Origin of the sequence: Streptomyces sp. enrichment culture (assembly GCF_964273255.1) — a bacterium.
Classification (GTDB): Bacteria; Actinomycetota; Actinomycetes; order Streptomycetales; family Streptomycetaceae; genus Streptomyces.
Map to the genome: position 1 here is coordinate 2,139,481 of NZ_OZ186835.1, position 26,209 is coordinate 2,165,689.

26 protein-coding genes are annotated in these 26,209 nt (G+C 72.4%); 13 read left to right on the plus strand and 13 right to left on the minus strand.

Annotated features, from left to right (window positions below; genetic code table 11):
• Nucleotides 1-52: 52 nt before the first annotated feature.
• Nucleotides 53-1,480, plus strand: a complete 1,428-nt coding sequence (gene pyk / locus ACSU53_RS09030; protein ID WP_437026250.1) for a pyruvate kinase — start codon at nucleotides 53-55, stop codon at nucleotides 1,478-1,480.
• Nucleotides 1,481-1,637: 157 nt separating this feature from the next.
• Here the strand turns inward: pyk and ACSU53_RS09035 are convergent, their stop codons facing one another.
• The 4 genes from ACSU53_RS09035 to ACSU53_RS09050 all read right to left on the minus strand — a co-directional run bounded on the left by ACSU53_RS09035 (nucleotide 1,638) and on the right by ACSU53_RS09050 (nucleotide 5,944).
• Nucleotides 1,638-2,987 carry a hypothetical protein gene (locus ACSU53_RS09035; RefSeq protein WP_437026252.1) on the minus strand — a complete coding sequence of 450 codons (1,350 nt, stop codon included), beginning with the start codon at nucleotides 2,985-2,987 and terminating at the stop codon, nucleotides 1,638-1,640.
• The gene (locus ACSU53_RS09040) at nucleotides 2,977-3,546 is read right to left on the minus strand and encodes a DUF6114 domain-containing protein (protein ID WP_437026254.1); all 570 of its coding nucleotides are present in this window, start codon (nucleotides 3,544-3,546) and stop codon (nucleotides 2,977-2,979) included. Before ACSU53_RS09040 ends, ACSU53_RS09035 begins: the two co-directional genes overlap by 11 nt.
• Before the next feature lie 119 nt (nucleotides 3,547-3,665).
• Nucleotides 3,666-4,301, minus strand: coding sequence for a DUF6230 family protein (locus ACSU53_RS09045; RefSeq protein ID WP_192231480.1), 636 nt, complete (start codon nucleotides 4,299-4,301; stop codon nucleotides 3,666-3,668).
• 662 nt (nucleotides 4,302-4,963) lie between these two features.
• Nucleotides 4,964-5,944: a tetratricopeptide repeat protein gene (locus ACSU53_RS09050; RefSeq protein WP_437026256.1), complete on the minus strand. Its 981-nt coding sequence runs from the start codon at nucleotides 5,942-5,944 to the stop codon at nucleotides 4,964-4,966.
• Nucleotides 5,945-6,203: 259 nt separating this feature from the next.
• Here ACSU53_RS09050 and ACSU53_RS09055 point away from each other — a divergent pair, with 259 nt between their 5' ends.
• Nucleotides 6,204-6,827: a TetR/AcrR family transcriptional regulator gene (locus ACSU53_RS09055; protein WP_437026258.1), complete on the plus strand. Its 624-nt coding sequence runs from the start codon at nucleotides 6,204-6,206 to the stop codon at nucleotides 6,825-6,827.
• A gap of 51 nt (nucleotides 6,828-6,878) precedes the next feature.
• On the opposite strand, the gene ACSU53_RS09060 is transcribed toward ACSU53_RS09055, so the two are convergent.
• The gene (locus ACSU53_RS09060; RefSeq protein ID WP_437026260.1) at nucleotides 6,879-8,579 is read right to left on the minus strand and encodes an acyl-CoA mutase large subunit family protein; all 1,701 of its coding nucleotides are present in this window, start codon (nucleotides 8,577-8,579) and stop codon (nucleotides 6,879-6,881) included.
• 95 nt (nucleotides 8,580-8,674) lie between these two features.
• Between ACSU53_RS09060 and ACSU53_RS09065 the strand changes: the two genes are divergently transcribed.
• Nucleotides 8,675-9,016, plus strand: a complete 342-nt coding sequence (locus tag ACSU53_RS09065) for a DUF3817 domain-containing protein (RefSeq protein ID WP_437026262.1) — start codon at nucleotides 8,675-8,677, stop codon at nucleotides 9,014-9,016.
• 25 nt (nucleotides 9,017-9,041) lie between these two features.
• On the opposite strand, the gene ACSU53_RS09070 is transcribed toward ACSU53_RS09065, so the two are convergent.
• Together ACSU53_RS09070 and ACSU53_RS09075 are read right to left on the minus strand one after the other, a co-directional pair.
• Nucleotides 9,042-9,518 (minus strand): hypothetical protein, encoded by a 477-nt coding sequence (locus tag ACSU53_RS09070; RefSeq protein WP_437026263.1) that lies wholly within the window; start codon nucleotides 9,516-9,518, stop codon nucleotides 9,042-9,044.
• Between the two features lie 155 nt (nucleotides 9,519-9,673).
• Nucleotides 9,674-10,183 carry a MarR family winged helix-turn-helix transcriptional regulator gene (locus ACSU53_RS09075; protein WP_437026265.1) on the minus strand — a complete coding sequence of 170 codons (510 nt, stop codon included), beginning with the start codon at nucleotides 10,181-10,183 and terminating at the stop codon, nucleotides 9,674-9,676.
• A 163-nt stretch (nucleotides 10,184-10,346) separates the two neighbouring features.
• Here ACSU53_RS09075 and ACSU53_RS09080 point away from each other — a divergent pair, with 163 nt between their 5' ends.
• From ACSU53_RS09080 to ACSU53_RS09090, 3 genes are read left to right on the plus strand one after another with little or no spacing between them, the layout of a single operon-like run.
• Complete coding sequence (locus ACSU53_RS09080) at nucleotides 10,347-11,084, plus strand: hypothetical protein (protein WP_437026267.1); 738 nt, start codon at nucleotides 10,347-10,349, stop codon at nucleotides 11,082-11,084.
• Nucleotides 11,081-11,761 (plus strand): DUF4166 domain-containing protein, encoded by a 681-nt coding sequence (locus tag ACSU53_RS09085; protein WP_437026269.1) that lies wholly within the window; start codon nucleotides 11,081-11,083, stop codon nucleotides 11,759-11,761. Before ACSU53_RS09080 ends, ACSU53_RS09085 begins: the two co-directional genes overlap by 4 nt.
• Nucleotides 11,758-12,396 (plus strand): TetR/AcrR family transcriptional regulator, encoded by a 639-nt coding sequence (locus ACSU53_RS09090; protein ID WP_437026271.1) that lies wholly within the window; start codon nucleotides 11,758-11,760, stop codon nucleotides 12,394-12,396. The genes ACSU53_RS09085 and ACSU53_RS09090 overlap by 4 nt, the downstream gene beginning before the upstream one ends.
• Nucleotides 12,397-12,469: 73 nt before the next feature.
• Here the strand turns inward: ACSU53_RS09090 and ACSU53_RS09095 are convergent, their stop codons facing one another.
• On the minus strand, nucleotides 12,470-12,787 hold the full coding sequence (locus ACSU53_RS09095) for an MTH1187 family thiamine-binding protein (RefSeq protein WP_437026273.1): 318 nt from the start codon (nucleotides 12,785-12,787) through the stop codon (nucleotides 12,470-12,472).
• Nucleotides 12,784-13,128, minus strand: a complete 345-nt coding sequence (locus ACSU53_RS09100; RefSeq protein ID WP_437026275.1) for a DUF3817 domain-containing protein — start codon at nucleotides 13,126-13,128, stop codon at nucleotides 12,784-12,786. The genes ACSU53_RS09095 and ACSU53_RS09100 overlap by 4 nt, the downstream gene beginning before the upstream one ends.
• Before the next feature lie 174 nt (nucleotides 13,129-13,302).
• On the opposite strand from ACSU53_RS09100, the gene ACSU53_RS09105 reads away from it, so the two are divergent.
• The 4 genes from ACSU53_RS09105 to ACSU53_RS09120 all read left to right on the plus strand — a co-directional run bounded on the left by ACSU53_RS09105 (nucleotide 13,303) and on the right by ACSU53_RS09120 (nucleotide 15,956).
• Nucleotides 13,303-13,935 carry an AIM24 family protein gene (locus ACSU53_RS09105; protein WP_437026276.1) on the plus strand — a complete coding sequence of 211 codons (633 nt, stop codon included), beginning with the start codon at nucleotides 13,303-13,305 and terminating at the stop codon, nucleotides 13,933-13,935.
• Between the two features lies 1 nt (nucleotide 13,936).
• Nucleotides 13,937-14,587 (plus strand): AIM24 family protein, encoded by a 651-nt coding sequence (locus ACSU53_RS09110; protein WP_437026278.1) that lies wholly within the window; start codon nucleotides 13,937-13,939, stop codon nucleotides 14,585-14,587.
• A complete protein-coding gene (locus ACSU53_RS09115) occupies nucleotides 14,584-15,384 on the plus strand; it encodes an AIM24 family protein (RefSeq protein WP_437026280.1) in 801 nt (266 codons plus the stop codon). The genes ACSU53_RS09110 and ACSU53_RS09115 overlap by 4 nt, the downstream gene beginning before the upstream one ends.
• 95 nt (nucleotides 15,385-15,479) lie before the next feature.
• Nucleotides 15,480-15,956 (plus strand): MarR family winged helix-turn-helix transcriptional regulator, encoded by a 477-nt coding sequence (locus ACSU53_RS09120; protein WP_437026282.1) that lies wholly within the window; start codon nucleotides 15,480-15,482, stop codon nucleotides 15,954-15,956.
• Between the two features lie 102 nt (nucleotides 15,957-16,058).
• On the opposite strand, the gene ACSU53_RS09125 is transcribed toward ACSU53_RS09120, so the two are convergent.
• Nucleotides 16,059-17,516: a sensor histidine kinase gene (locus ACSU53_RS09125; RefSeq protein WP_437026284.1), complete on the minus strand. Its 1,458-nt coding sequence runs from the start codon at nucleotides 17,514-17,516 to the stop codon at nucleotides 16,059-16,061.
• Nucleotides 17,513-18,121: a response regulator transcription factor gene (locus ACSU53_RS09130; RefSeq protein ID WP_437033091.1), complete on the minus strand. Its 609-nt coding sequence runs from the start codon at nucleotides 18,119-18,121 to the stop codon at nucleotides 17,513-17,515. Before ACSU53_RS09130 ends, ACSU53_RS09125 begins: the two co-directional genes overlap by 4 nt.
• A gap of 267 nt (nucleotides 18,122-18,388) precedes the next feature.
• Here ACSU53_RS09130 and ACSU53_RS09135 point away from each other — a divergent pair, with 267 nt between their 5' ends.
• Nucleotides 18,389-19,105 carry a PepSY domain-containing protein gene (locus tag ACSU53_RS09135; RefSeq protein WP_437026286.1) on the plus strand — a complete coding sequence of 239 codons (717 nt, stop codon included), beginning with the start codon at nucleotides 18,389-18,391 and terminating at the stop codon, nucleotides 19,103-19,105.
• Nucleotides 19,106-19,280: 175 nt separating this feature from the next.
• Here ACSU53_RS09135 and meaB read toward each other — a convergent pair whose 3' ends face one another.
• Both meaB and ACSU53_RS09145 read right to left on the minus strand, forming a co-directional pair.
• A complete protein-coding gene (gene meaB / locus ACSU53_RS09140) occupies nucleotides 19,281-20,237 on the minus strand; it encodes a methylmalonyl Co-A mutase-associated GTPase MeaB (protein WP_437033093.1) in 957 nt (318 codons plus the stop codon).
• Between the two features lie 46 nt (nucleotides 20,238-20,283).
• Nucleotides 20,284-21,498 (minus strand): acetyl-CoA C-acetyltransferase, encoded by a 1,215-nt coding sequence (locus tag ACSU53_RS09145; protein WP_437026288.1) that lies wholly within the window; start codon nucleotides 21,496-21,498, stop codon nucleotides 20,284-20,286.
• A gap of 149 nt (nucleotides 21,499-21,647) precedes the next feature.
• Here ACSU53_RS09145 and mce point away from each other — a divergent pair, with 149 nt between their 5' ends.
• A complete protein-coding gene (gene mce / locus ACSU53_RS09150; RefSeq protein WP_164335145.1) occupies nucleotides 21,648-22,088 on the plus strand; it encodes a methylmalonyl-CoA epimerase in 441 nt (146 codons plus the stop codon).
• 230 nt (nucleotides 22,089-22,318) lie between these two features.
• Complete coding sequence (gene scy, locus ACSU53_RS09155) at nucleotides 22,319-26,191, plus strand: polarized growth protein Scy (protein WP_437026290.1); 3,873 nt, start codon at nucleotides 22,319-22,321, stop codon at nucleotides 26,189-26,191.
• The last annotated feature ends 18 nt before the right edge of the window (nucleotides 26,192-26,209 follow it).

The window sequence follows — 26,209 nt, forward strand, 5'->3', positions numbered from 1 at the left end:
TTTTCCGCCAGACGGAATATTCCGGAGCGAAACAAACCGATAGGATCGCCCCATGCGCCGTTCGAAAATCGTCTGTACCCTCGGCCCCGCGGTCGACTCCCACGAGCAGCTCGTCGCCCTGATCGAAGCCGGCATGAACGTGGCCCGCTTCAACTTCAGCCACGGCACCCACGCCGAGCACCAGGGCCGGTACGACCGCGTCCGTGCCGCCGCCAAGGAGACCGGCCGGGCCATCGGTGTGCTCGCCGACCTCCAGGGCCCCAAGATCCGTCTGGAGACCTTCGCGGAGGGTCCCGTCGAGCTGGTGCGCGGTGACGAGTTCACCATCACCACCGAGGACGTCGCGGGCGACCGGACGATCTGCGGAACCACCTACAAGGGCCTGCCGGGCGACGTCAGCCGCGGCGACCAGGTGCTGATCAACGACGGCAACGTCGAGCTGAAGGTGCTGGACGTCGAGGGTCCCCGGGTGCGGACGATCGTCATCGAGGGCGGTGTCATCTCCGACCACAAGGGCATCAACCTGCCCGGCGCGGCCGTGAACGTGCCCGCGCTGAGCGAGAAGGACGTCGAGGACCTGCGGTTCGCGCTGCGGATGGGCTGCGACCTGGTCGCGCTGTCCTTCGTCCGGGACGCCAAGGACGTCGCCGACGTGCACCGCGTCATGGACGAGGAGGGCCGCCGGGTCCCGGTCATCGCCAAGGTGGAGAAGCCGCAGGCGGTGGAGAACATGGAGGACGTCGTGATGGCGTTCGACGGCGTCATGGTCGCCCGCGGCGACCTGGCCGTCGAGTACCCGCTCGAGAAGGTCCCCATGGTGCAGAAGCGCCTGATCGAGCTCTGCCGGCGCAACGCCAAGCCGGTGATCGTGGCGACCCAGATGATGGAGTCGATGATCACCAACTCCCGTCCGACCCGCGCCGAGGCGTCCGACGTGGCCAACGCGATCCTGGACGGCGCGGACGCGGTCATGCTGTCGGCCGAGTCGAGTGTCGGCGCCTACCCGGTCGAGACCGTGCGGACGATGTCGAAGATCGTCCAGGCGGCCGAGCAGGAACTGCTGTCCAAGGGCCTGCAGCCGCTGGTGCCGGGCAAGAAGCCGCGCACCCAGGGCGGTTCGGTGGCCCGCGCGGCCTGCGAGATCGCGGACTTCCTCGGCGGCAAGGGCCTGGTGGCCTTCACGCAGTCCGGCGACACGGCCCGCCGCCTGTGCCGTTACCGGGTGGCGCAGCCGATCCTGGCGTTCACCACCGACGAGTCGACCCGCAACCAGCTCGCGCTCAGCTGGGGCGTGGAGCCGCACGTGGTGCCCTTCGTGAACAGCACCGACGAGATGGTCGACCTGGTGGACCAGGAACTGGTCAAGCTGAACCGCTTCGGCGAGGGCGACGTCGTGATCATCACGGCCGGCTCGCCCCCCGGTGTCCCCGGCACCACCAACATGGTGCGGGTGCACCACCTCGGCGGCACCGACGCCTGACCCCCGTACGACGCCGACGGCGCCCCCTGGTGGCAGGGGGCGCCGTCGGGCGTGGGCGAGTGCGCGGCGGGACACGGCGCGGGTGCGGCGTTGCGGTCCGGATCCCGGCGGGGTCCGGACGAGGGCCCGCGAGCCCGGCGTGATCCGGACGAGAGTCCTAGTCCACGAACTGGTGCAGCCCGGGGATGTGGAGGGTTCCGCCGAACTGGCCGGCCTGCTGCACCGTCACGTCGGTGAAGTAGATCAGCGGGATGTTCAGCGGCGGCGGGTGCTCCGGGTCGAAGGTGATCGGGATCAGCCCGAGCAGCTTCCCGGAGATGCTCTCCGTGTACATGACGGTGTCGCCGTCGCGGATCGTGGACGTCGAGCCCTTCGCCGCCCGCACGTGGTAGGTCTTGCCGGACTGCTTGTCCTTGACCGTCTGGTGCAGGTCGCCGATGTCGGTGCCGTCGGAGACGACGTACTTCAGGACCTTCTTGGTGCTGCCGTCGGCGGTCCGCACCTGGACGATGCCCTTGTAGTCGGCGCCCTTCAGCAGCAGCGAACTGGCGTTCAGGAACCAGGGGTCGTCGGGCAGCGGCACCGTGTTGTCGACACCGCCCTCGGCGTCCGTGGCGACCGGGCAGTCCTCCAGGCCGGTGGTGGACGTCTCGGACGGGCTCGGCGACGGGGTGGCCTCGGCCTGCGGGGTCTCGGTGGCCTCCTCCTCCGGCTCGCCGGACTCCTCGTCCGCCGGGCCGGCGTCCTGGTCCGCACCGGCCGGTCCGCCGTCGGCCTTCTCGGACGCGTCCGGCTTCCCGGCGGCGGGGTCCGCGGTCTTCGCCGTGGTCTCCTTCGCGGCAGCGGCCGGGTCCTCGGCCGGTTCGCCGCTCACGGACGGGGCCGGGCTCTGCTCGGCCTCCTTGTCCTTCGGGGTGAAGACGTCCTTGAGGGCGTCGCCGATCTTCTCCAGGACGTTGCGGTCGGTCTCCGACGGGGAGGGCTCCGGCTCGGTGGTCTCCCCGGCGCTCGCGGACGGGGCGGGCGCGGGCTCGGCCTTGTCGTCGGAACCTGAATCCGGCGAAGAGGCACGGCCCTTCTGCGCGTCCGCGTCGGCACCCTTGCCGTCGGCGGCGGAGGACGCGGCGGGCTCGCCGGTGTCCTCACCGGGCGACGCGGTGGCGCTCGCCGAGGGGGACGGCGTGGGCGAGGCGGAGGCGTCGTCGCCGTCCTCCTCGTCCGTGTCGTCCTTGTCGCCCTTCTCGGCCTCCTCCAGGGCCGCCAGACAGTCCTTGAACTCGTCGGCGGTCAGGCTCCTGGACGTCGGCTGGTCGTCCGCCTGCGCGAGCGTCGGAGTGAACCCCATGCCCATCAGGACGGCGGTCGGCATCGCCGCGATGGCTATCGCCTTGCCCGCCGGCATGTGGAAGCGGGTGAACAGCGGCTTCCTGGGTGCCGCGTGCCGCGGCCCGGTTCTCGCGCGGGACTTCTCCGCGTCAGCCCCGCGGGTCGCCTCGTCAGCCGGCACTGTGCCTCCCGTTCGCCCCGTTCCCCGGGCTCGTTCCTGACAGATCATGCGGCTCGTCCACCGCCGCGGGGCCCTCGACCGGCGGCAGGGCCGTGGTCTCGTCCGCCGCACCCTCCGGGGCGCCGTCCGTGTGCCCGCCGTCCGCCGGCGGCTGCTCCGCGGGCGGCACACCCGGCGCCCAGGCCACGGCCATCGCTCCGCCGATGAGGGCGAGCAGGAAGCCGATGAGGAAGCCGCCGAAGTTGGACACGGGGATGGACACGAGCCCGAGGAGGATCGCCGCGACTCCCGCGAAGACCCGGACGTGCTTCTGGAACCAGAGGCTGACACCGAGGACGACGAGCAGCACGCCGATGATCAGGGACCCGGCGCCCGCCGTGGTCGCCATGGCGAGCGTCAGGTGTCCGATCTGGAGGTTGGCGTACGGGAAGTAGGCGATGGGGAGTCCGGCGAGCAGGACGAACAACCCGGCCCAGAACGGCCGTTCACCCCGCCAGGCGCGGAACTGCAGCCTTCGGCGGGTGAACTGGCCGGCGGCGGCAGGAGTCTCGGCGCTCATGGAAAACAGCTCCCTGGTACGGCATTGCTGTGGTGGTGATGTGCGCCGCGCGTGACCACGCGCGGCGGGAAGGTGGACGGGCGGGGGCGCCACCGGCTCCCCCGCCCGTCAAGGAGTGCTTAGTAGCACTCCTTGACACCCGTCGACAGCGACATCTTCAGGCCGCTGAGCTTGAAGGTTCCGGCGGTGGTCGCCCACGCCGTCTGCTTCACGTCCTTCAGGACGGCCTTGTCGGCCTGCTGGGCGAACCCGTACGGGTTGGCCTGCTCGTTGCCGCCCTTCATGCCCGGACCCTTGTTGGCGTCCTTGGCGGCCACACCGATGTCGATGTTCGTGAACGTGGCATCGGCGTTGAGGTCGGCCACGTCGATGTACAGGTTCTCGGCCTCGACCGGCTGAGCACCGTCACCGGCGCGCAGGATCAGGCTGACGTTCCCGAGCACCGGAATGTTCGGGGTGACGACCGACTGGCACAGGCTCTTGATGGTCGCCGACTTGAACGCCGAGACCGCGACGGGGTGGACCGTCTTCTTGCCGGTGAGGGTGTACCCCTCGTCAAGGGCGCCGTACTGCGAGAAGCCCGTACCGACGAGCTCCTTCGTGGTGACCTTGAACGACTGGCCCGACACGCTGAACGAAGCGGCGAGAGCACCCTGCGCGAGGGCGACACCTATCGCTGCCGTGGCGGCGACGCTGGGCACCATGACCACAGCGAACCGCTTCCATCTGGTCCCGCCACGCACCTGGGACTCCATATTTCCTCCTTCTCGGACGTACATCTCCTGTCCTGACGCGCCGCCAGTCGGCGGACGGCCGGACAGGGATGGGAGAAGTGCTACGTCCTCGGAAGGGGAGCGCCCGCACTCGGCGGCGCACACTGCGCCCGAATCACCGGCGATCACCCCCGAGCGACAACCACTGGTCGCGCCTGACACGCATCACGCACAACCTGCTGGACAGGCTTCGCCGGGTGGACGAAGACCCCCCTGTCCAAGAGCCGGTGGCGACGGCCGCCGGCCCTGCTCGGTGGGGACCCAGGGTCTCCCTGACCCGACCGGCTGTCGGGGGGAGGGAAGGGACCGAGCGTCGCCGATCGTGGTGCATTCTCGCCGCCCGCACAAGGGGGTTCGTTACTCGCTAGTAACGGCCGGATAACCGCGGGACGACCCAGCGGCCCCGTGCGGCGACGCTGGGTGTCCTGGAGGGGGCGTACAAAGCTGTTGATCAATGGACAGAAACCGACAGACCGGCGCCCGCGACTTACTCGCAGTAACAGCTGCCGCGATTGCCAAGTTTTGGCAAAGCGCGGTCGCACGGACACCCGTCGGCCAGTCACCCACTCGGGCACCACGGGCCCGGAACCGGACAAAACAGCCGTCCGGCCCGGGTGCCCGGCTCCGCCCCAGGGCGGAGCGCGTCAGAACAGCGCGCGGGCCAGCGCCCTGCGGGCCGCGGTCACCCGCGGGTCCTCCGCGCCGACGACCTCGAACAGCTCCAGCAGCCGCACCCGCGCCGCCTCCCGCTCGTCGCCCGCCGTGCGGCCGACCGTCTCGATGAGGCGGCCGAACGCGTCCTCGACGTGGCCGCCCACCAGGTCCAGGTCGGCGGCGGCGATCTGCGCCCGGGCGTCGCCCGGCTTCTCGGCGGCCTCGGCGCGCACCTTCTGCGGGTCGAGGCCCTGCACGCGCTGCAGCAACTCGGCCTGGACCAGGCCCAGCTTGGCCTCCGGGTTCCCGGGGTCGTCGGCGAGCACGTTGCGGTACGCCTGGATGGCGCCGCCCAGGTCACCGGAGTCCAGCGCCTGCACGGCGGCCTCCAGGAGGGCGTCGTACGGCCCCGCGGGCACCTCGGCCGCGGCCGGGGCGGTGGCACCGCCCGGCTCGGCCTCCGGGTCGACGGTGAGGCCGGTCAGGCCGAAACGCTGCTCGGCGACCTGCACCAGCTGGTCCAGGGTCTGGCGGATCTGCGCCTCGCCGGCGGCGCCCTGGAAGAGGGGCAGGGCCTGCCCGGCCACCACCGCGAAGACCGCGGGGATGCCCTGGATGCCGAACTGCTGCATCAGCATCTGGTTGGCGTCGACGTCGATCTTGGCGAGCAGGAAGCGGCCGTCGTACTCGACGGCGAGCCGCTCCAGGACGGGGCTGAGCTGCTTGCAGGGCTCGCACCACTCGGCCCAGAAGTCGATGACGACCGGGACCTCGGTGGACCGCTGCAGGACGTCGCGTTCGAACCCGGCCTCGTCGACGTCGATGACGAGATCGGCCGGGGAGACGGCACCCCCGCCGCCCTGCCGGGCCGCTTCGGCGCGCGCCTGCTCCGCCTTCGCCTTGGCCTCCTGGGCCGCCTTCACCGCGGCGAGGTCGACGACCCCGCTCATGGACATGTTCCGTGGCTGCATGGGTCTATCCTCCCCCGTACCCCGCGTGCGTGTGAAAAGCGCCCGGAAAGCCAGGCGTACGTGTGGTGTTGGGCGCCGGGTCCCCACCCCGCGCCCGGTGGCGCCCGTAGGGCCCCGGGTGGTCGTCGCTCGGGCGCGCCGGTCTGCGCGCGCTTTCGCTACGGGTCGTAGCGTAACGGTAAGCCGGCGCCGCGGAGGAGCCCCGTGCGGTGATCTCTCTCACGGACGCACGGAACCGGCCGCTGGCTAAGGTCGTGCCATGCACAGCCGCACCCCCGCCGCCCGCACCGGGCGTCCGCGCAGCGCCGACGCGGACGCCGCGATCCTGGCCGCCACGCGTGCGGCCCTGGTCGAGCTCGGCTGGTCGCGGCTCACCCTGGGGGACGTCGCGGCCCGTGCCGGGGTCGCCAAGACCACCCTCTACCGCCGCTGGGCGGGCAAGAACGAGCTGGTCGTGGACGCCGTCGCGGAACTCTTCGACGAGCTGTGCCTGCCGGACCGCGGTTCGCTGGCCGCCGACATCGAGGGCGTGGTGCTGCAGTTCGCCGCCATCCTGGCCCGCCCGGAGGCCCGCAGCGGGCTCATGGCGGTGGTCGCCGAGGCGACCCGGGACGAGGCGCTGCGCGAGCGGATCCGCTCCTCGATCGTGGAGCGGCAGAAACGATTGGTGCGCACCGGGCGGGCGCGGGCACAGGCCCGGGGCGAGCTGCCGCCCGAGACGGACCCGGAGCAGTCCGCCCGCACGGTGGACCTCATCTTCGACATGGTGGCCGGGGCCGTGGTGCACCGGACCCTGGTGAGCGCGGCGCCGGCCGACGGGGAGTGGGTGCGGTCCTTCACCCGGGTCATGCTGTCGGGGCTGGCCGCCGCCCCGGCGGCGTAGGCGGAACCGGCCGGGGCGGAACGGGCCCGGGGCGGAACGGGCCCGGGTTCTCTAGAAGCCCGCCGGTTCGGTGTAGACGCCCCACTCCTCCCGGAGCACCCCGCAGATCTCGCCCAGGGTGGCCTCGGCCCGTACGGCGTCCAGCATGGGTTCGATCATGTTGGCGCCGGAGCGGGCCGCCCCGACCATGGCGTCCAGCGCGCCGCGCACCCGCGCGTCGTCGCGGGCGGCCCTGCGCTCGCCGAGCAGCCGGACCTGCTCGCGCTCCACCTCGTGGCTGACCCGCAGGATCTCCAGGTCACCGGTGACGGACCCGGTGTGCACGTTGACGCCGACGACCTTCTTGTCGCCCTTCTCCAGCGCCTGCTGGTAGCGGAACGCCGACTCGGCGATCTCGCCGGTGAACCAGCCGTCCTCGATGCCGCGCAGGATGCCCGAGGTGACCGGCCCGATCGGGTGCCGCCCGTCCGGGTGGGCCCGCAGACCGCGCTCCTTGATCTGCTCGAAGATCTTCTCCGCCTCGGCCTCGATGCGGTCGGTGAGCTGCTCGACGTACCAGGAGCCGCCCAGCGGGTCGGCGACGTTGACGACGCCGGTCTCCTCCATGAGCACCTGCTGGGTGCGCAGGGCGATCTCGGCGGCCTGCTCGCTGGGCAGGGCCAGGGTCTCGTCGAGGGCGTTGGTGTGCAGCGAGTTGGTCCCGCCGAGCACGGCGGCCAGCGCCTCCACGGCCGTGCGCACGACGTTGTTGTACGGCTGCTGGGCGGTCAGCGAGACGCCGGCGGTCTGGGTGTGGAAGCGCAGCCACTGCGCCTTCTCGCTGCGGGCGCCGTACACGTCCCGCATCCAGCGCGCCCAGATGCGGCGGGCGGCGCGGAACTTGGCGATCTCCTCGAAGAAGTCGACGTGCGCGTCGAAGAAGAAGGACAGCCCCGGCGCGAAGACGTCGACGTCCAGCCCGCGGCTGAGGCCGAGCTCCACGTACCCGAAGCCGTCCGCGAGCGTGTAGGCGAGCTCCTGCGCGGCCGTCGCCCCGGCCTCGCGGATGTGGTAGCCGGAGACGGACAGCGGCTTGTAGGCGGGGATGCCGGCCGCGCAGTGCTCCATCAGGTCGCCGATCAGGCGCAGGTGCGGCTCCGGCTGGAACAGCCACTCCTTCTGCGCGATGTACTCCTTGAAGATGTCCGTCTGGAGCGTGCCGTTGAGCACGGCGGGGTCGACGCCCTGCCGTTCGGCGGCGACGAGGTACATGCAGAAGACGGGCACCGCGGGCCCGCTGATGGTCATCGACGTCGTCACGTCACCGAGGGGGATGTCCCGGAACAGGACCTCCATGTCGGCCGCGGAGTCGACGGCCACCCCGCAGTGCCCGACCTCGCCGAGGGAGCGCGGGTCGTCGGAGTCGCGGCCCATCAGGGTCGGCATGTCGAAGGCGACGGACAGCCCGCCCCCGCCGTTGCGGAGGATCGTGCGGTACCGCTCGTTGGTCTGCTCGGCGTTGCCGAACCCCGCGAACTGCCGGATGGTCCAGGTCCGCCCCCGGTACCCGGTCGGGTACAGCCCCCGGGTGAAGGGGAACTCCCCGGGCCACCCGATCCGCTCGAACCCCTCGTAGGCGTCGCCCGGCCGGGGCCCGTAGACCGGCTCCACCGGATCCCCGGACAGGGTGGTGAAGTCGGCCTCCCGCTTCCGCGCGCTGTCGTACCGGGCCTGCCAGCGCCGGCGGCCCTCTTCGATGGCGTGAGCGTCCATACCACTGAATTTACTAGGACGTCCTAGTAAAGGACAGCGGTGCACGCCAGGACGGGGGTACGGAGCCCGATACGGCACCGGCTACCCTCGACGCCATGAAGAAGAGCGTCCTGACCCGCTACCGGGTGATGGCCTACATCACCGCAGTCCTCCTGGTCCTGCTGACCGTGGGCGTGATCGGCAAGCGCCTGCTGGGCATGAGCGGCTTCGACGGCTTCGTGTCGGTGGTCGGCATCGCCCACGGCTGGCTCTACGTGCTGTACCTGATCTTCGCCTTCGACCTCGGTCACAAGATGAGGATGCCGGTGGGGCGCCAGCTGTGGGTACTGCTGGCCGGCACCGTCCCCACGGCGGCCTTCTTCGTCGAGCGGCGCGTGACCCGCGAGGCCGAGCCGCTCATCACCAAGGACACCGACCCCGCTCCCGTGGGGGCCTGACCTCCACCCCGGCGGCGCCACCACGTCACTTGGTGATGTAGTGGCACTGCGTCGCGCGCAGCTTGCCGTTGATGTGGAGCTTCGCGCACGCCTTCCCGTACGTGGGCAGGGTCCGCGCTCCGGCCCGCCGCAGGGGCGCCCCGTCACACTCGGCATGTGTGGCCCCCCGAGAGGTCAGGTACGTCCGCCCGTTGGTGTCGGCGAAGGCGAAGTCGATCCTCCAGTTGCAGAACCGGGAGAAGGTCGCGGCCAGCCCCATGCAGTCGGCCCCCGCCATCTGCCCGGTGATCCGCTTTCCCGAGCCGCTGATGGAATGGGTCAGGAAACAGCCGACGGGGACGGTCACGGTCGCGCCCCGCACCTCGTACGAGAAGGTGCCGATGGCGCTGGACCCCGTTGCGCCGGCATGAGCCGGGCCGGCCGCGCCCAGGCTGCCCAGAGCGCAGAGCGCCAGCACGGTGAAGGAAGCGGACAGACGGTGGGCGAAATGACGAAGGCGCACCCTCGGACTCCTCGACGATCGACGTGGAAGCCGGCCTTCCGCTTGAAGGCCGGCCACCAGTTTCCCGACGCGAGCCGACTGGCCGAGCGTTTCTGCAGCCCTCCGGGGCTGGAACCCATCCCTACGTGTGAGGACCGTCGACAAGCTGACGGGCCTCACTCCCCCTCGAAGTCCCCCGCCGCCAGCCGCAGCGGCCGCAGCATGGCGAAGAGTTCCGTGCACTCCTCGGCGTCGTAGGCGCTCAGGCCGAAGTCCATGGCCATCAGGTCCCGGGTGGCCGACTCGACGACCTCGCGCCCCTTGGCGGTGATGGCCGCCAGGGTGCCGCGGCCGTCGTTGGGGTTGGGGCGCTTGGAGACGAGGCCGGAGCGGACCAGGCGGTCGACCGTGTTCGTCACGGACGTGGGATGCACCATCAGCCGCTCGCCGATCTTGGACATCGGCAGTTCGCCCGCCTTGGAGAAGGTGAGCAGCACGAGCGCCTCGTAGCGCGCGAACGTGAGCCCGTAGGGCTTGACCACCGCGTCGACCTCGGCCAGCAGGATCTGGTGCGCGCGCATGATCGACGTGATCGCGGCCATGGAGGGCACGCTGCCCCAGCGCTGCTTCCACAATTCGTCGGCGCGGGCGATGGGATCGAACGAGAGACTGAGCGGCTTCGGCACGGTCCAGACCCTACCGGCCGGTCATATGGTGGTCAGCTCCGTCTCGCGGTTCGGTCGCCCGCGCCGCAGCCCGCACCGTTTGAGCGAGTGCTCAAAACCCGCTACGCTGCGCCGCACCGCGTTTGAGCATTCGCTCAAAACCACCGGCCGACCTGGGGGCACCATGGGGCTGTACGTCGAGACACGGGTGAGATCCGGCCTGGAGGAGATCTGGGACCGGACGCAGGAGCCGAGCCGGCACCAGCGATGGGACCTGCGGTTCACCGAGATCACGTACCTGCCGCGCGCCGACGGCGAGCCGCAGCGGTTCCGCTACGCGACCCGGGTGCTGCCGTTCCTCACCGTCTCCGGGACCGGCGTCGCGGCGGGCGAGCGGCACCGGCCGGACGGCACCCGCACCTCCGCCCTGCGGTTCTCCTCCGGCCACCCGCTCTCCCTGCTCGCCGAGGGCAGCGGCTACTGGCGCTACGTCCCGGACGGCGACGGCGTGCGGTTCCTCACCGGCTACGACTACCGGCCCCGCTGGGGACGCTTCGGCGCCCTCGCCGACCGGCTGGTGCTGCGCCCCCTGATGGGCTGGGCGACGGCGTGGTCCTTCGACCGGCTGCGGCTCTGGCTGGAGGAGGGCGTCACCCCGGAGCGGGCCCGCCGCAACTGGCTCGCGGACCTGACGCTGCGCGTGGTGGCCGTCACGGCCGCCGGCACCGCCCTCGCGCTGCGGCCCGCCGAGCTCCCCCCGGCCGCGGCCTACCTCGTCCCGCTGCTGCCGGCGGTGGCCGTCTGCGCGGCCCTCTTCGCGCCGCCCTCGCCCCGCACCCCGGCGGCCCGGCGCTGTCTGCGCACCCCGCCCGACCGGGCCCGTGCGCCGCGCCTGCTGCACACCCTGGAGCTGCCGCGATGACCTCGATCTTCCGCACCGCGATGGGCGACGCCTTCGACCGGCTGCACCCGGAACTGCGCCGCCGCTTCTCCGTCGGCCTGGCGAGCGGCGAGGCCTGCACCGGCCGCGGCGTGATGGACCGCGTCTGGCACGGCCGGGCGTTCGTCAAGCCGTTCCTCGCGCTGGGCGGCACCCGGAACATCCTCGTGCCCCGGCAGGGCCGTGACGTCCCCTTCACCATCGAGAACGTGCCGTACACCGACGGCTTCGGGCGTGAGACGGTGACCTTCGTGCGTACCTTCCGGCTGCCCGGCCGTCCCCGCCGCTTCGACGCCCAGATGGTGCTCGCTCCCGGCGGCGACCGGATCCTCGACTACCTCGGCACCCACCAGCACCTCGCCACCGAGCTGCGCCTGAGCGCCGAGCCCGACGGTTCCCTGCTGATCCGCTCGGGGGAGCACCGCTTCCGCGAGGGCCCGGTGGACGTGCGCGTCCCCGGAGCGATCGGCGCCGAGGCCGAGGTCCGGGAGTCCTTCGACGACCGCACCGGCCGCTTCCGCATCCGCGTGAGCGTCACCAACCGCCGGTTCGGCCCGCTCTTCGGCTACGAGGGCACGTTCACCGCCGCGTACCACGACGTCCGCGCGTGCGGGGTGCGGCCCGGCCTGCGCCCGGTGCGCGAGGAGCGGCGCGCATGAGCGCGGCCCGGGACACCAAGGCCAAGCTGCTGGACGGCGCCCTGCGGACGCTGGCCGAGCAGGGCATCACCAAGGTCTCGGCCCGCACCGTCGCGGCCGCCGCGGGGGTCAACCAGGCCCTGGTCTTCTACCACTTCGGTTCGGTGGAGGAACTGCTCTCCGCCGCCTGCCGGCACGCCACGCAGCAGCGGATCGCCCGCTACGGTCCCCGGCTGGCGGCCGTCGGCACCCTCTCCGAGCTGCTGGCCTTCGGCCGGGCGATGCACGAGGAGGAGCGCGCCGCGGGCAACGTGGCGGTGCTCGGCCAGCTGCTGGCCGGCGCCCAGACGCAGGACACGCTCGCGACGGCGACCGCCGCGGGACTGGACCTGTGGATCGCGGAGATCGAACGGGTCCTGGCGCGGTTGCTGCCGGCCACCCCGTTCGGCGAGTTCGCCGACGTCGGCGGACTGGCCCGGGCGGTGGCGGCGTCCTTCGTCGGCATCGAGCTGTACGAGGGGGTGGACGCGGCCGGGGCGGACGCGGCGCTGGGCGCCCTGGAGCACCTGGGTGTTCTGGTGGCCGCGTTCGAGGACCTCGGCCCGGTGGCCCAGCGGGCGGTCCGGCACCGCCTGCGGCGAGCGGCGCGCCCCTGAGCGCGGGCGGCGCCCTCGGGGGCGGTGCCCCCGGCCGCCGGCGGAACCCGGGCCGGGTCCCACCGGGGGCGGGTCAGGCCCGGTCGGTCTCCCCGGGGGCGGCGGCCAGGTGCCGTTCGACGGTGTCGACCTTGCCGGTGAGCCCGTCGGTCACGCCGGGGCGGATGTCCGCCTTGAGGACGAGGGAGACCCGCGGTGCCCGCGCCTCGACGGCGGCCACCGCGCGCTTCACCACGTCCATCACCTCGTCCCACTCCCCCTCCACCGAGGTGAACATGGCGTCGGTGCGGTTCGGCAGCCCGGACTCGCGGACCACCCGCACGGCGTCGGCGACGTACTCCCCCACGTCCTCGCCGACCCCGAGCGGCGTCACGGAGAAGGCGACGATCACGCGCTCACGACCCCCTCGGTGCGGGCGCGGGAGGCGATGACGGCGTCCTCGGCCTCACGCTTGAGCCGGCGCTCGGCGAAGAAGCCGCCGGTGGGCAGGACCATCATCAGGAAGTAGAAGACGGCCGTCTTCAGCGACCACTTGGCGCGGTTCCAGGCGTCGGCCCAGAAGACCAGGTAGAGCACGACCAGGATGCCGTGGATCGCGCCCATGACCGGGACGGCGTTGAAGTCGGTGGTCCGCTTCAGGACCGAGCAGACGAGCAGGACGAGGAAGGAGATCGCCTCGGGGCCCGAGACCAGGCGGAGTCGGCGGAGGGCGGCGGCGGTCTTGAGGTCCACGGGTCACCTTCGATGGGAGAGACGTCGGCTTCGACGGTCTGACGGTTTGTGAACGCACGCACAAGCGTGCTCCCATTCTGGCAAACGCCCTCCGCGATCACCGGAGGGGGTCCGCCCGCGCCGCGCGGACCTGTCCGAGGGGGCAGAAGTCCGGCTACGGTCACCGATGTGGCGATGTTCCGACTTCAGAGCAGCAAGGTGCTCGCCGTCGACATGACCGGGGATGCCGTGAAGGCGAAGAACGGCTCGATGGTCGCGTACGACGGCGACATGACGTTCAAGAAGCTCAGCGGGGGCGGCGAGGGCATCCGGGGGATGGTGACCCGGCGGCTGACCGGTGAGCAGATGGCCGTGATGGAGGTGAAGGGCAACGGGACCTGCTGGTTCGCCGACCGGGCCGCCGAGATCAACCTCGTCGGGCTGCAGGGCGACACGCTGTACGTCGAGTCGAGCAACCTGCTGGCGGCGGACGCCGGCCTGCGCACCGGGACCACCTTCACCGGGCTGCGGGGCGCCTCGCAGGGCAACGGGCTGTTCACCACCACGGTGGAGGGGCACGGTCAGGTGGCGATCATGTCGGACGGACCGGCGGTCCTGCTGCGGGTCGGGCCGCAGTACCCGCTGACCGTCGACCCCGGCGCGTACGTGGCGCACCGGGGGAACCTGCGGCAGTCGCTCCAGTCCGGGGTGACCTTCCGCACGCTGCTGGGCGAGGGCGGCGGCGAGGCGTTCCAGATCCGCTTCGAGGGCGACGGTCTGGTCTACGTGCAGCCCAGCGAGCGGAACACGATCGCGGGAGACGTGTGACATGGGCTTCGAGGAGATCAACTCCAAGATGATCCGGGCGACGGTGACGCCCGGCCGGAGGCTGTTCAGCCAGCGCGGCGCGATGCTCGCCTACCAGGGGGACGTCTCCTTCACCCCCAACCTGACCGGCGGCCAGGGCGGGGTGCGGTCGATGATCGGGCGGCGGGTGGCGGGCGAGGCGACGCCGCTGATGACCGTCGAGGGCAGCGGCAGCGTGCTGTTCGGGCACGGCGGCCACCACATCCAGGTGATCGACCTCTCCGGGGACACCCTCTACGTCGAGGCGGACCGCCTGCTGGCCTTCGAGGGCACGCTGGAACAGGGGACCGTCTTCCTCGGCTCGCAGGGCGGTGTGATGGGCGTCGTGCGGGGCCAGGTCTCCGGGCAGGGGCTGTTCACCACGACCCTGCGGAGCCACGGCGCCGTCGCCGTCATGGCCCACGGCGGGGTCATCGAGCTCCCGATCACCCCGCAGCGTCCCGTGCACGTCGACCCGCAGGCCTACGTCGCCCACCACGGCGACGTCCGCAACAAGCTGTCGACCGCCCTGGGCTGGCGGGACATGGTGGGCCGCGGCTCCGGCGAGGCGTTCCAGCTGGAGTTGAGCGGCAGCGGTGCGGTCTACGTCCAGGCCTCGGAGGAGAAGCTGTGAGCACCTACCCCGCCCCGGGCACCGGCCCGACGGTGTTCGACCCGACGACCCTGCCGGCCGACGACAACGTCGACCCCTACACGTTCTGCGTGGAGCTCACCGGGAGCCAGTGGTTCCTGCAGAAGGGGAAGATGATCGCCTACTACGGGTCGATCGAATTCAACGGCATCGGGCACGGCCGGCTCGACCGGATTGTCCGCACCTCGTTCCATTCGCCACTGCACGCGAGCGACTGGGTCGTGGCGGAGGGCGCGGGCAAGATGCTGCTCGCCGACCGGGCCTTCGACGTCAATTCGTACGACCTGGAGGACGGTAACCTGACCATTCGCTCCGGCAACTTGCTCGCTTTTCAGCCAAGTCTGTCACTGAAGCAATCGATCGTGCCGGGTTTCCTGACCCTGATCGGAACCGGAAAGTTCGTGGCCGCGTCCAACGGTCCGGTGGTCTTCATGGAACCCCCGGTCCGGGTGGACCCGCAGGCGCTGGTCGGCTGGGCCGACTGCCCGTCTCCGTGCCACCACTACGACCACGGCTACCTGACCGGCGTCATGGGCGGTCTACGTGCGATGACGGGCCTGGGCGGGGCGTCCGGCGAGGAGCACCAGTTCGAGTTCGTGGGGGCCGGGACGGTGCTGCTGCAGTCCTCGGAGACACTGATGCCCGAGCAGGCCACGGGGGCGCCTCCGGCGCAGCCGGGGGTGCCCGGAGGCGGCGGTTCCGGTGGGTCCGGACCAGCGGCGGGCGGACCGCGGCTTCCCGGACAGCTGGGAGACCTCCAGCGTCGCTTCGGGCTGTGAGCGGTAGTCTGCGGAGTGTGACATCGAACGCGTGCACGCAGTCACACGGAATGCCTTACTAGTTCGCCTTTCAACTTCTTAGGTAGACTGCATACATGGAGACCGAGACGGCCACGCGCTGGCTGAGCGATGCGGAGCAGTGTGCCTGGCGCACTCATCTGGAAGTCAACAAGCTGTTGACCTACCAGCTGGAGAAGGACCTGCAGCCGTTCGGCCTGACGATGAACGACTACGAAATCCTGGTGAACCTCTCCGAGTCGGAGGACCGCCGGATGCGGATGAGCGACCTCGCCTCCGCCACCCTGCAGTCCAAGAGCCGGCTCTCGCACCAGATCACCCGCATGGAGAACGCGGACCTGGTCCGCCGCGAGAACTGCGAGTCGGACCGCCGGGGCCTGTACGCCGTGCTGACCGAGCACGGCATGGAGACCATGCAGAAGGTCGCGCCCCACCACGTGGCGTCCGTACGACGGCACTTCATCGACCTGCTGGCCCCCGAATCCCTGACCGAACTCGACAAGGCGCTCAAGCCCATCGCGGAGCACCTGCGCGGGCAGCGGGGACGCCCCTGACCCGGGCCGCCCCCGGACGGCCCGGCAGCCGCCGCACGGCGGCGCCGACCGGGCGTCCGTGACCGGCGGTCCGTGACCGGACGTCCAGGACCGGCGGTCCCGTCAGGCACCCGCCAACGGCAGGCGGAGCTCGAACAGGGCTCCGCCCGTCGGCGCCTGCCCGGCCGTGAGCGTTCCGCCGTGACGTGCGGCGACGTCCCGGGCGATGGCGAGGCCCAGACCGGCACCGCCGTCGTCGCGGCTGCGGGCGGCGTCCAGGCGGACGAACCGTTCGAAGATCCGCTCGCGGTCCGCCTCGGGCACGCCCTCACCGTCGTCCGCGACGCCCAGCACCGCCCAGCCGTCCTCCCGCCGCACGGTGACGGTCACCGTCTCGCGGGCGTGCCGGCGCCCGTTGTCCAGCAGGTTGGTGAGCACCCGGGCGAGCTGCCCCTGCGAGCCGGCCACCTCGGCGGGCTCCGTGTGCGGCACCACCACGCCGGTCCGCCCGGCCGCCTCCTCCCGCGCCAGGGCGGCCAGGTCGACCCGGGTGTCCGAGGGCCGCTCACCGGCGTCCAGCCGGGCGAGCAGCAGCAGGTCGGCGGCCAGGTGCTGGAGCCGCACGGTGTCCTCCACCGCGCCGTCCAGATCGAGCAGCTCGGGGTGGGCGGCGGCCACCTCCAGCTGGGTGCGCAGGGAAGCGATCGGGCTGCGCAGCTCGTGCGACGCGTCCGCGACGAACCGGCGCTGGCGCTCGACGGCGGCCTCCAGGGCGGCGAGCGTCTCGTTGGTGGTGCGGGCGAGGCGGGCGATCTCGTCGTGCGTGTCCGGCTCCGGCACCCGGCGGGTCAGGTCCTCCGAGGCGGTGATCGCGGCCATCTCCCGGCGGATCCCGGCGACCGGCCGCAGCGCCCGCCCGGTGACCAGCCAGGTCACCACGGCGACCAGCCCGGACAGCAGCGGGACGCCGATCAGCAGCGCCGTGCGCGCCGTCTGCACGGCACTGTGCTCGGCGGCCAGCGGACCGCCCGCGTGGACGGTGAGGCGCTCCCCCCGAGGGGTCTCCACGTCGACGGCCGCGTACCGGTAGTCCTCCGTGTCCCCGTCGATCGTCGCGGAGCCGTTGGTGAAGGTGACCTCCTGGCCGATCTCGCCGGGCTCCAGGGACTCAGCGGCGTTCCGGCCGCGGGCCGAGTCGTCGTCATCGTCATCGTCGTCATCGTCGTCGTCGAAGTCGTCCTCGCGCGGCGCGTCGGCGGGCCGCGGTCGCACCTCGGAGGTGGTCGTGCCGCTGATGCGCTCCAGGTCCTGGGTCGCGGCGACCAGCCGCCCGTCCTCGTCCACGATCTGCACGGGACGGTCGTCGCCGTCCAGCCCCGACAGGCCGTCGTACGGTGTCCCGGCGGCCAGCTCGGCCGCCACCGCGCGGGCGGAGCGCTCCGCCTGGGTGCCCGCCTCCCCGATCAGGTTGGAGCGCAGCGACAGGACCAGGGCCACGCCGGCGGCGGCGAGGGCCACGGCGACCACCAGGGTGGCGCCGAGCGTCGCCCGGGCCCGGACCGAACCGAACAGCAGGCTCACGGCGACGTCTCCAGCCGGTACCCGGCCCCGCGCACGGTCCTGATCAGGCCCGGGCGCAGCTTGCGGCGCAGCGCGCTGACGTAGACCTCGACGATGTTCGGGTCGCCCTCATAAGCGAAGTCCCAGACGTGCTCCAGGATGTCCGCCTTGGACACCACCTCCCCGGCCCGCAGCACCAGCTGCTCCAGCACGGAGAACTCCTTGGCCGTGAGCGTCACCTCGTCCTCGCCCAGGAAGACCCGGCGGGCGGCGGTGTCCACCTTCAGGTCCCCGTGCACGTGCACCGGGGAGGCCCCGGCGCCCTGACCGCGGCGGCGCAGCAGCGCCTTCACGCGGGCGACGAGGACGACGTAGGAGAACGGCTTGGTCAAATAGTCGTCCGCACCCGTGTCCAGCCCCTCGGCCTCGTCGTACTCGCCGTCCTTGGCCGTGAGCATCAGGATCGGCATCTCGTGGCCGGCGGCGCGCAGCGCGGCGCAGACCCGGTAGCCGTTCAGTCCCGGCAGCATGATGTCGAGGATCACCAGGTCGTGGATGCCCTCGGAGGCCCGGTGCAGCCCCTCGGTGCCGTCGTGGACGACGTCCACGACGTAGCCCTCGGCCATCAGGCCCCTGGCGAGGGACAGGGCGAGGCGTTTCTCGTCCTCGACGATCAGCAGCCGGGTGGGGCGGCGCGGAGCGCCTCCGGCGAGGTGATGAGGGGTGGCGGGCGGGACGGATGGGCGCATGCGTACGAGGGTCGCAGAGCGAAGCTGAAGAGATCTTCAGGGGGCTTCAGGTTCCTCTCAGCGTCGATCGGCGACATTGAGGACGTCGAACAGCGCCAAAGCGAGCGACTCGACGTGAAGCACTGCGACTGGGGAGGAACCAGCATGAAGCGCAACATCGTGATCGCCGTCGTCACGGCCGCGGCCCTCGTCGGGGGAGGCACCGCGACGGCCATCGCGGTCGCGGGGGACGATGCGCCGGCCACGCGGCAGGCGGACACCCGGGACGACGTCCGCGACGACGACCGGGACGACCGCGACGACCGCGACGACGACGGTCGCGACGACCAGGACGACGGTCGCGACGACCGGGACGACCGGGACGAGGTGCGGGCGGCCTCCGGGAAGGTGACCGCGGCCGACGCCATCGCCGCCGCCCTGAAGCACCGCCCCGGCACCGCGGTCTCCGCCGAGCTGGACGACGAGGACGCTCGGAACGCCGACCGCCGGACGGTCTGGGAGGTCGACGTGCTGACCGGCTCCGACGCCTGGTACAGCGTGCGGATCGACCCGGCCACCGGCAAGGTGCTGGGCTCGGACCGGGACGACGACGACTCCGACGACACCGCCGAGGTGCGGGCCGCGCTGAAGGGCGCCTCGGTCTCCGCGCAGGACGCCGCACGGGCCGCCGCCGCCAAGGGCACGGTGACCTCGGTGGACCTGGAGGACGACGACAAGCGGGGCTGGGAGGTCGAGACCACCAACGCCCGCGGCGCCGAGAAGGACTGGCACGTGGACCTGAAGAACGGCAAGGTCACCGCGGACCGGGACGACGACTCCGACCGCTCGGACGACGACGCCGACGACGCCGACGACGACTGAGCCGGGCCGGACGCACCCTCCGGACGCGGAGGCACCACGACCACGTGACTCGGTGATCACGTAACCGCGTGATCATCGGGCCCGGTACCCGTCCGGCCCGGTGGCCACGTGAAAGGGGCGGTGGCGGGGAGAACCCCGCCACCGCCCCTCACGTGTTCCGTGACCGGCCGGCCGCTCAGCCCTCGGTCAGCCCGGCGACCAGTTCGTCCGCCGCGCGGTACGGGTCCAGCTCGCCGGCGATGATGCGGTCCGCCAGGGCGCCCAGACGGCGGTCGCCGTGCAGGTCCCCGATGCGCTCCCTGAGGGCCGTGACCGCGATGGTCTCGACCTCGCGGGAGGCCCGGGCCCGCCGGCGTTCGGCCAGCACGCCCCGCTCCTCCATCCATGCGCGGTGCTTCTCCAGCGCCTCGACGACCTCGTCGACGCCCTCCGCGCGCGAGGCGACCGTCTTGACGATCGGCGGGCGCCAGTCGCCGGGCCCGCGGGCCTCGCCCAGGCCCAGCATGTGGTTCAGCTCCCGGGCGGTGGCGTCCGCGCCGTCCCGGTCGGCCTTGTTGACCACGTAGACGTCGCCGATCTCCAGGATCCCGGCCTTCGCCGCCTGGATGCCGTCGCCCATGCCGGGGGCCAGCAGCACCACCGAGGTGTCGGCCTGGGAGGCGATCTCCACCTCCGACTGGCCGACCCCGACCGTCTCCACCAGCACCACGTCGCAGCCGGCCGCGTCGAGCACGCGGATGGCCTGCGGCGCGGCCCAGGCGAGGCCGCCCAGGTGGCCGCGGGTGGCCATGGAGCGGATGTAGACGCCCGGGTCGGAGGCGTGCTCCGACATCCGGACGCGGTCACCGAGCAGGGCGCCCCCGGAGAACGGCGAGGAGGGGTCGACGGCCAGGACACCGACCCGCTTGCCCTGCTTGCGGTAGGCGGTCACCAGCGCCGACGTGGAGGTCGACTTGCCGACCCCGGGCGAGCCCGTGAGGCCGACGACGTAGGCGTTGCCGGTGAGCGGCGCCAGGGCCGCCATGACCTCCCTCAGCTGCGGGGACGCCCCCTCCACCAGGGAGATCAGCCGGGCCACGGCCCGTGGCCTGCCCTCCCTGGCCTGGGCCACCAGAGTGGAGACGTCCTGCATCACAGCTCCGTTCACGAAAGACGACCTGCCCGACACTTTCCCCGGCTCAGGCCCCGGGCACCCGCACGATCAGTGCGTCGCCCTGGCCGCCGCCGCCGCACAGCGCCGCCGCGCCGACGCCGCCGCCGCGCCGCTTGAGCTCCAGCGCCAGGTGCAGCACCAGCCGCGCCCCGGACATCCCGATCGGGTGACCGAGGGCAATGGCACCACCGTTGACGTTCACCTTTTCCGAGGACACGCCGAGGTCCTTCATCGACTGCACGGCGACCGCGGCGAACGCCTCGTTGATCTCGATCAGGTCGAGGTCGGAGACCTCCAGGCCCTCCTTCTTCAGGGCGTGGCGGATCGCGTTGGACGGCTGCGACTGCAGCGAGTTGTCCGGGCCGGCCACGTTGCCGTGGGCGCCGATCTCGGCGATCCACTCCAGGCCGAGCTCCTGGGCCTTGGCCTTGCTCATCACGACGACGGCGGCGGCACCGTCCGAGATCTGCGAGGAGGAGCCGGCGGTGATGGTGCCGTCCTTGGCGAAGGCGGGGCGCAGCTTGCCGAGGGACTCGGCGGTGGTGTCGCCCCGGATGCCCTCGTCCTTGCTGAACAGGACCGGGTCGCCCTTGCGCTGCGGGATCTCCACCGGGGTGATCTCGGCGTCGAAGACACCGTTCTTCTGGGCGGCGGCGGCGCGCTGGTGGGACAGGGCGGCGATCTCGTCCTGCTCGGGGCGGGCGATGCCCAGGCGGGTGTTGTGCTTCTCCGTGGACTCGCCCATGGCGATGTTCTCGAAGGAGTCGGTCAGGCCGTCGTGGGCCATGGCGTCGAGCATCTGGACCGCACCGTACTTGAAGCCCTCGCGGGACTTCGGCAGCAGGTGCGGGGCGTTGGTCATGGACTCCTGGCCGCCGGCGACGACCACGTCGAACTCACCGGCGCGGATCAGCTGGTCGGCCAGCGCGATGGCGTCGAGGCCGGAGAGGCACACCTTGTTGATGGTGAGCGCGGGGACGTTCATCGGGATGCCGGCCTTCACGGCCGCCTGGCGCGCCGGGATCTGCCCCGCCCCGGCCTGGAGCACCTGCCCCATGATCACGTACTGGACCTGGTCGCCGCCGATTCCCGCACGGTCGAGGGCGGCCTTGATCGCGAAGCCGCCGAGGTCGGCTCCGGAGAAGGACTTCAGCGAACCGAGCAGCCGCCCCATCGGGGTGCGGGCGCCCGCGACGATGACGGACGTCGTGCCGTTCGGTGCGGAAGATGCAGAAGACATGAGCGGCGATCCCCTTACCGGCCTGCACAGCCGAGGAGTGAACGAGGGTTTACTTCGAATGTACTGAGGCGCGACCGACCGCGTCATCGGGCTCACGGTGTGATCGCGCGCACGTTGCGTAACCACGCGCGGGGCGCTCCACTGAATCCATGCTGACGCGAATCGACCACATCGGGATCGCCTGCTTCGACCTGGACCGGACCGTCGAGTTCTACCGGGCCACCTACGGCTTCGAGGTGTTCCACTCGGAGGTCAACGAGGAGCAGGGCGTGCGCGAGGCCATGCTCAAGATCAACGACACCTCGGACGGCGGTGCCTCCTACCTCCAGCTGCTGGAGCCGACCCGGGAGGACTCCACCGTCGCGAAGTGGCTCGCGAAGAACGGCGAGGGGGTGCACCACATCGCTTTCGGTACGGCGGATGTGGACGCGGACGCGGCCGACATCAAGGACAAGGGCGTACGCGTTCTGTACGAAGAGCCCCGGCGCGGCTCCATGGGGTCACGCATCACCTTCCTGCACCCCAAGGACTGCCATGGCGTACTGACAGAACTGGTCACTTCGGCGCCAGTTGAGTCACCTGAGCACTGACCCACGTACAGAGGGGCCGGTAGGGTTGGGTGCGGTCGCCGCTCGATACAGGGTGACCAGGTCCTGCCGTCGAGCACGTCAGGACCACCGGGGTCCGGGTTTCGGGGGGCGAGCGCCGGGGCAGCAGCCCATGCTCCCCCAGTGATCTGACACCATTCCCCGGGGGCCCCGTTCGGCGGATGGGCGGGGCTCGGCCAGACTTGCGACCAGGGGACGGATGGGACCGCGCAGTGCGGGGCTACGAGAGCCAGGAGCGAGAGCCGGCGGCTGACGTCGACCACCTCTCTCGGTTCGAAGCCGAGATGAAACGGCTCAAGACCGAGCGGGAAAAGGCGATCCAGCACGCCGATGACCTCGGCTACCAGGTCGAGGTGCTGCGCGCCAAGCTGCACGAGGCGCGGCGCACCATCATGTCCCGCCCCTCCTACGACGGCGGTGACCTCGGGTACCAGGCGGAGCAGCTGCTGCGGAACGCGCAGCTGCAGGCCGACCAGCTCCGGGCGGACGCCGAGCGGGAGCTGAGCCAGGCCCGGGCGCAGACCCAGCGCATCCTCCAGGAGCACGCCGAGCAGGCGGCCCGCCTCCAGGCGGAGCTGCACCAGGAGGCCGTGACCCGGCGCCAGCAGCTCGACCAGGAGCTGGCCGAGCGCCGGCAGACCGTCGAGTCGCACGTCAACGAGAACGTGGCGTGGGCGGAGCAGCTGCGCGCCCGCACCGAGCAGCAGGCCCGGCGCCTGCTGGAGGAGTCCCGCGCGGAGGCCGAGCAGGCGATGGCCGCCGCCCGCGCGGAGGCCGAGCGGCTGACCGACGAGGCGCGCCAGCGCCTGCAGAGCGAGGCGGAGGCGGCCCGCGCGGAGGCCGAGCAGCTGCTGCGCCGGGCCCGCGCGGACGCCGAACGGCTGCTGAACGCCGCCTCCACCCAGGCCCAGGAGGCCACCGACCACGCCGAGCAGCTGCGGACGTCGACCGCGTCCGAGTCGGAGTCGGCGCGCCGCGAGGCCCAGGAGATGGCCAAGGCCGCCGAGGAGCGGATGGCCGAGGCCGAGGCGGCGCTGCGCGAGGCGCGGGCCGAGGCCGAGAAGGTGCTCGCCGAGGCCAAGGAGTCGGCCGCCAAGGCGCTCAGCTCCGCGGAGTCGGCCAACGAGACCCGTACGCGCACCGCCAAGGAGCAGGTCGCGCGGCTGGTCGGCGAGGCGACCAAGGAGGCGGAGGCCGCCCGGGCGGAGGCCGAGCAGCTGCGTGCGGACGCGCGTGCCGAGGCCGAGAAGATCGTCGCCGAGGCGGCCGAGAAGGCCCGCACGCTCACCGCGGAGGAGTCCGCCACCCAGCTGTCCAAGGCGGCCAGGACGGCCGAGGAGGTCCTGGACAAGGCGTCCGAGGAGGCCAAGAGGACCACCCGGGCCGCCGCCGAGGAGGCCGAGCGGATCCGCAAGGAGGCCGAGGCCGAGGCGGACCGGCTGCGCGCCGAGGCGCAGGACATCTCCGAGCAGCTCAAGGGCGCGGCCAAGGACGACACCAAGGAGTACCGCGCCAGGACGGTCGAGCTGCAGGAGGAGGCCCGCCGGCTGCGCGGCGAGGCCGAGCAGCTGCGCGCCGACGCGGTCGCCGAGGGCGAGAAGATCCGCGCGGAGGCCCGCAAGGAGGCCGTGGCGCAGATCGAGGAGGCGGCGAAGTCCGCCGAGGAGCTGCTGGCCAAGGCGAAGGCCGACGCGGACGAGCTGCGCTCCACGGCGCAGACGGACAGCGAGAAGGTCCGCACCGAGGCCATCGAGCGCGCCACCACGCTGCGCCGGCAGGCCGAGGAGACCCTGGAACGCACCCGCAAGGAGGCCGAGCGGCACCGCGCGGAGGCCGTGGAGCAGGCCGAGGCGCTCACGGCGGACGCCGAGCGTGCCGCGCGCGAGCTGCGCGAGGAGGCCGACCGCGCGGTCGCGGCTCGGCACGCGGAGGCCGCCGAGGACCTGAAGCGGCTGCGCTCGGAGGCCGAGGAACGGCTGGCCGCCGCCGAGGAGGCGCTGAGCGAGGCCCGTGCGGAGGCGGCCCGGATCCGCCGGGAGGCGGCCGAGGAGGGCGAGCGGCTGCGCTCGGAGGCCGCCGAACGGATCCGCACGCTGCAGGAGCAGGCGGAGGCCGAGGCCGAGCGGCTGCGCGACGAGGCGGCGTCCGATGCGTCGGCGTCCCGCGCCGAGGGCGAGGCGGTCGCGGTGCGGCTGCGCTCGGAGGCCGCGTCCGAGGCGGAGCGGCTGAAGTCGGAGGCGCAGGAGAGCGCGGACCGGATGCGGGCCGAGGCGCAGGCCGCGGCCGAGCGGCTGGGCACGGAGGCGTCGGAGACGCTGGCCGCCGCGCAGGAGGAGGCGGCCCGCCGCCGCCGCGAGGCCGAGGAGCTGCTGGGCGCGGCCCGGGAGGAGGCCGGCCGGGAGCGCGAACGGGCGCGCGAGCAGAGCGAGGAGCTGCTGGCGTCGGCGCGCAAGCGGGTCGAGGAGGCGCAGGCCGAGGCCGTGCGCCTGGTCGAGGAGGCGGACCGGCGCGCCACGGAGATGGTGTCGGCGGCCGAGCAGCACGCCCAGCAGGTGCGGGACTCCGTGGCGGGGCTGCACGAGCAGGCGCAGGAGGAGATCGCCGGGCTGCGCAGCGCCGCCGAGCACGCGGCGGAGCGCACGCGGCGGGAGGCCGAGGAGGAGGCGGACCGGGTCCGCGCCGACGCCTACGCGGAGCGGGAGCGGGCGAGCGAGGACGCCGGGCGGCTGCGCCGGGAGGCGCGGGAGGAGACCGAGGCCGCCAAGTCCCTCGCCGAGCGGACGGTGTCCGAGGCGATCACGGAGGCGGACCGCATCCGCGCCGAGGTCGCCGAGCACGCCCAGCGGGTGCGCACGGAGGCCTCGGACACCATCGCCGAGGCGGAGCAGAGCGCCTCGCGCACCCGGGCGGAGGCCCGGGAGGACGCCAACCGCATCCGCTCGGAGGCGGCGGCGCAGGCGGACGCCCTCGTCACCGAGGCGAGCAAGGAGGCGGAGCGGCTCACCGCCGACACCATCACGGAGACCGACCGGCTGCGCGCCGAGACGGCCGCCGAGGCCGAGCGGGTGCGTGCCGAGTCCGTCGCCAAGGCGGAGAAGCTCATCGCGGACGCCACCGGCGACGCGGAGCGGCTGCGCGCGGAGGCGGCCGAGACGGTCGGTTCGGCGCAGCAGCACGCGGAGCGGGTGCGGACCGAGGCGGAACGTCTGCGGGCGGACGCCGAGGCGGCGGCCGAACGGCTCGTGACGTCCGCGCGCCAGGAGGCCGAGCGGGCGCTGGACGAGGCGCGCAAGGAGGCCAACCGCAAGCGCTCCGAGGCGGCCGAGCAGGTCGACACGCTCATCACCGAGACCACCGCGGAGGCCGACAAGCTGCTGACGGAGGCTCAGCAGCAGGCGCAGAAGACCACGGCGGATGCGGAGGAGCAGGCCGACACCATGGTGGGCGCCGCCCGCAGCGAGGCCGAGCGGCTGGTGGCCGAGGCCACCGTCGAGGGCAACTCGCTGGTGGAGAAGGCCCGTACGGACGCCGACGAGCTGCTGGCCGGCACGCGCCGGGACGCGACGCAGATCAGGGAGCGGGCCGAGGAGCTGCGCGATCGGATCACCAGTGAGATCGAGGAGCTGCACGAGCGGGCCCGCCGCGAGGCGGCCGAGACGATGAAGTCGACGGGTGACCGCTGCGACGCGCTCATCAAGGCCGCCGAGGAGCAGTTGGCCAAGGCGGAGGCGAAGGCCAAGGAGATCGTCTCGGAGGCGAACTCGGAGGCCGGCAAGGTCCGCATCGCCGCCGTGAAGAAGGCCGAGGGCCTGCTGAAGGAGGCGGAGCAGAAGAAGGCCGCGCTGGTGAAGGAGGCCGAGGAGCTGAAGGCGGAGGCGGTCCGCGAGGCGCGGCGCACGGTCGAGGAGGGCAAGCGCGAGCTGGAGGTCCTGGTGCGGCGCCGCGAGGACATCAACGCCGAGATCTCCCGCGTGCAGGACGTCCTGGAGGCGCTGGAGTCCTTCGAGGCGCCCGGCGGCGGCAAGGACGGCGCGGTGAAGGCGGGGGCGGGTGCCCGGGCGGGCGCCAAGTCCTCCGACGCGTAGCGGCCGGGCCGCCGGAGC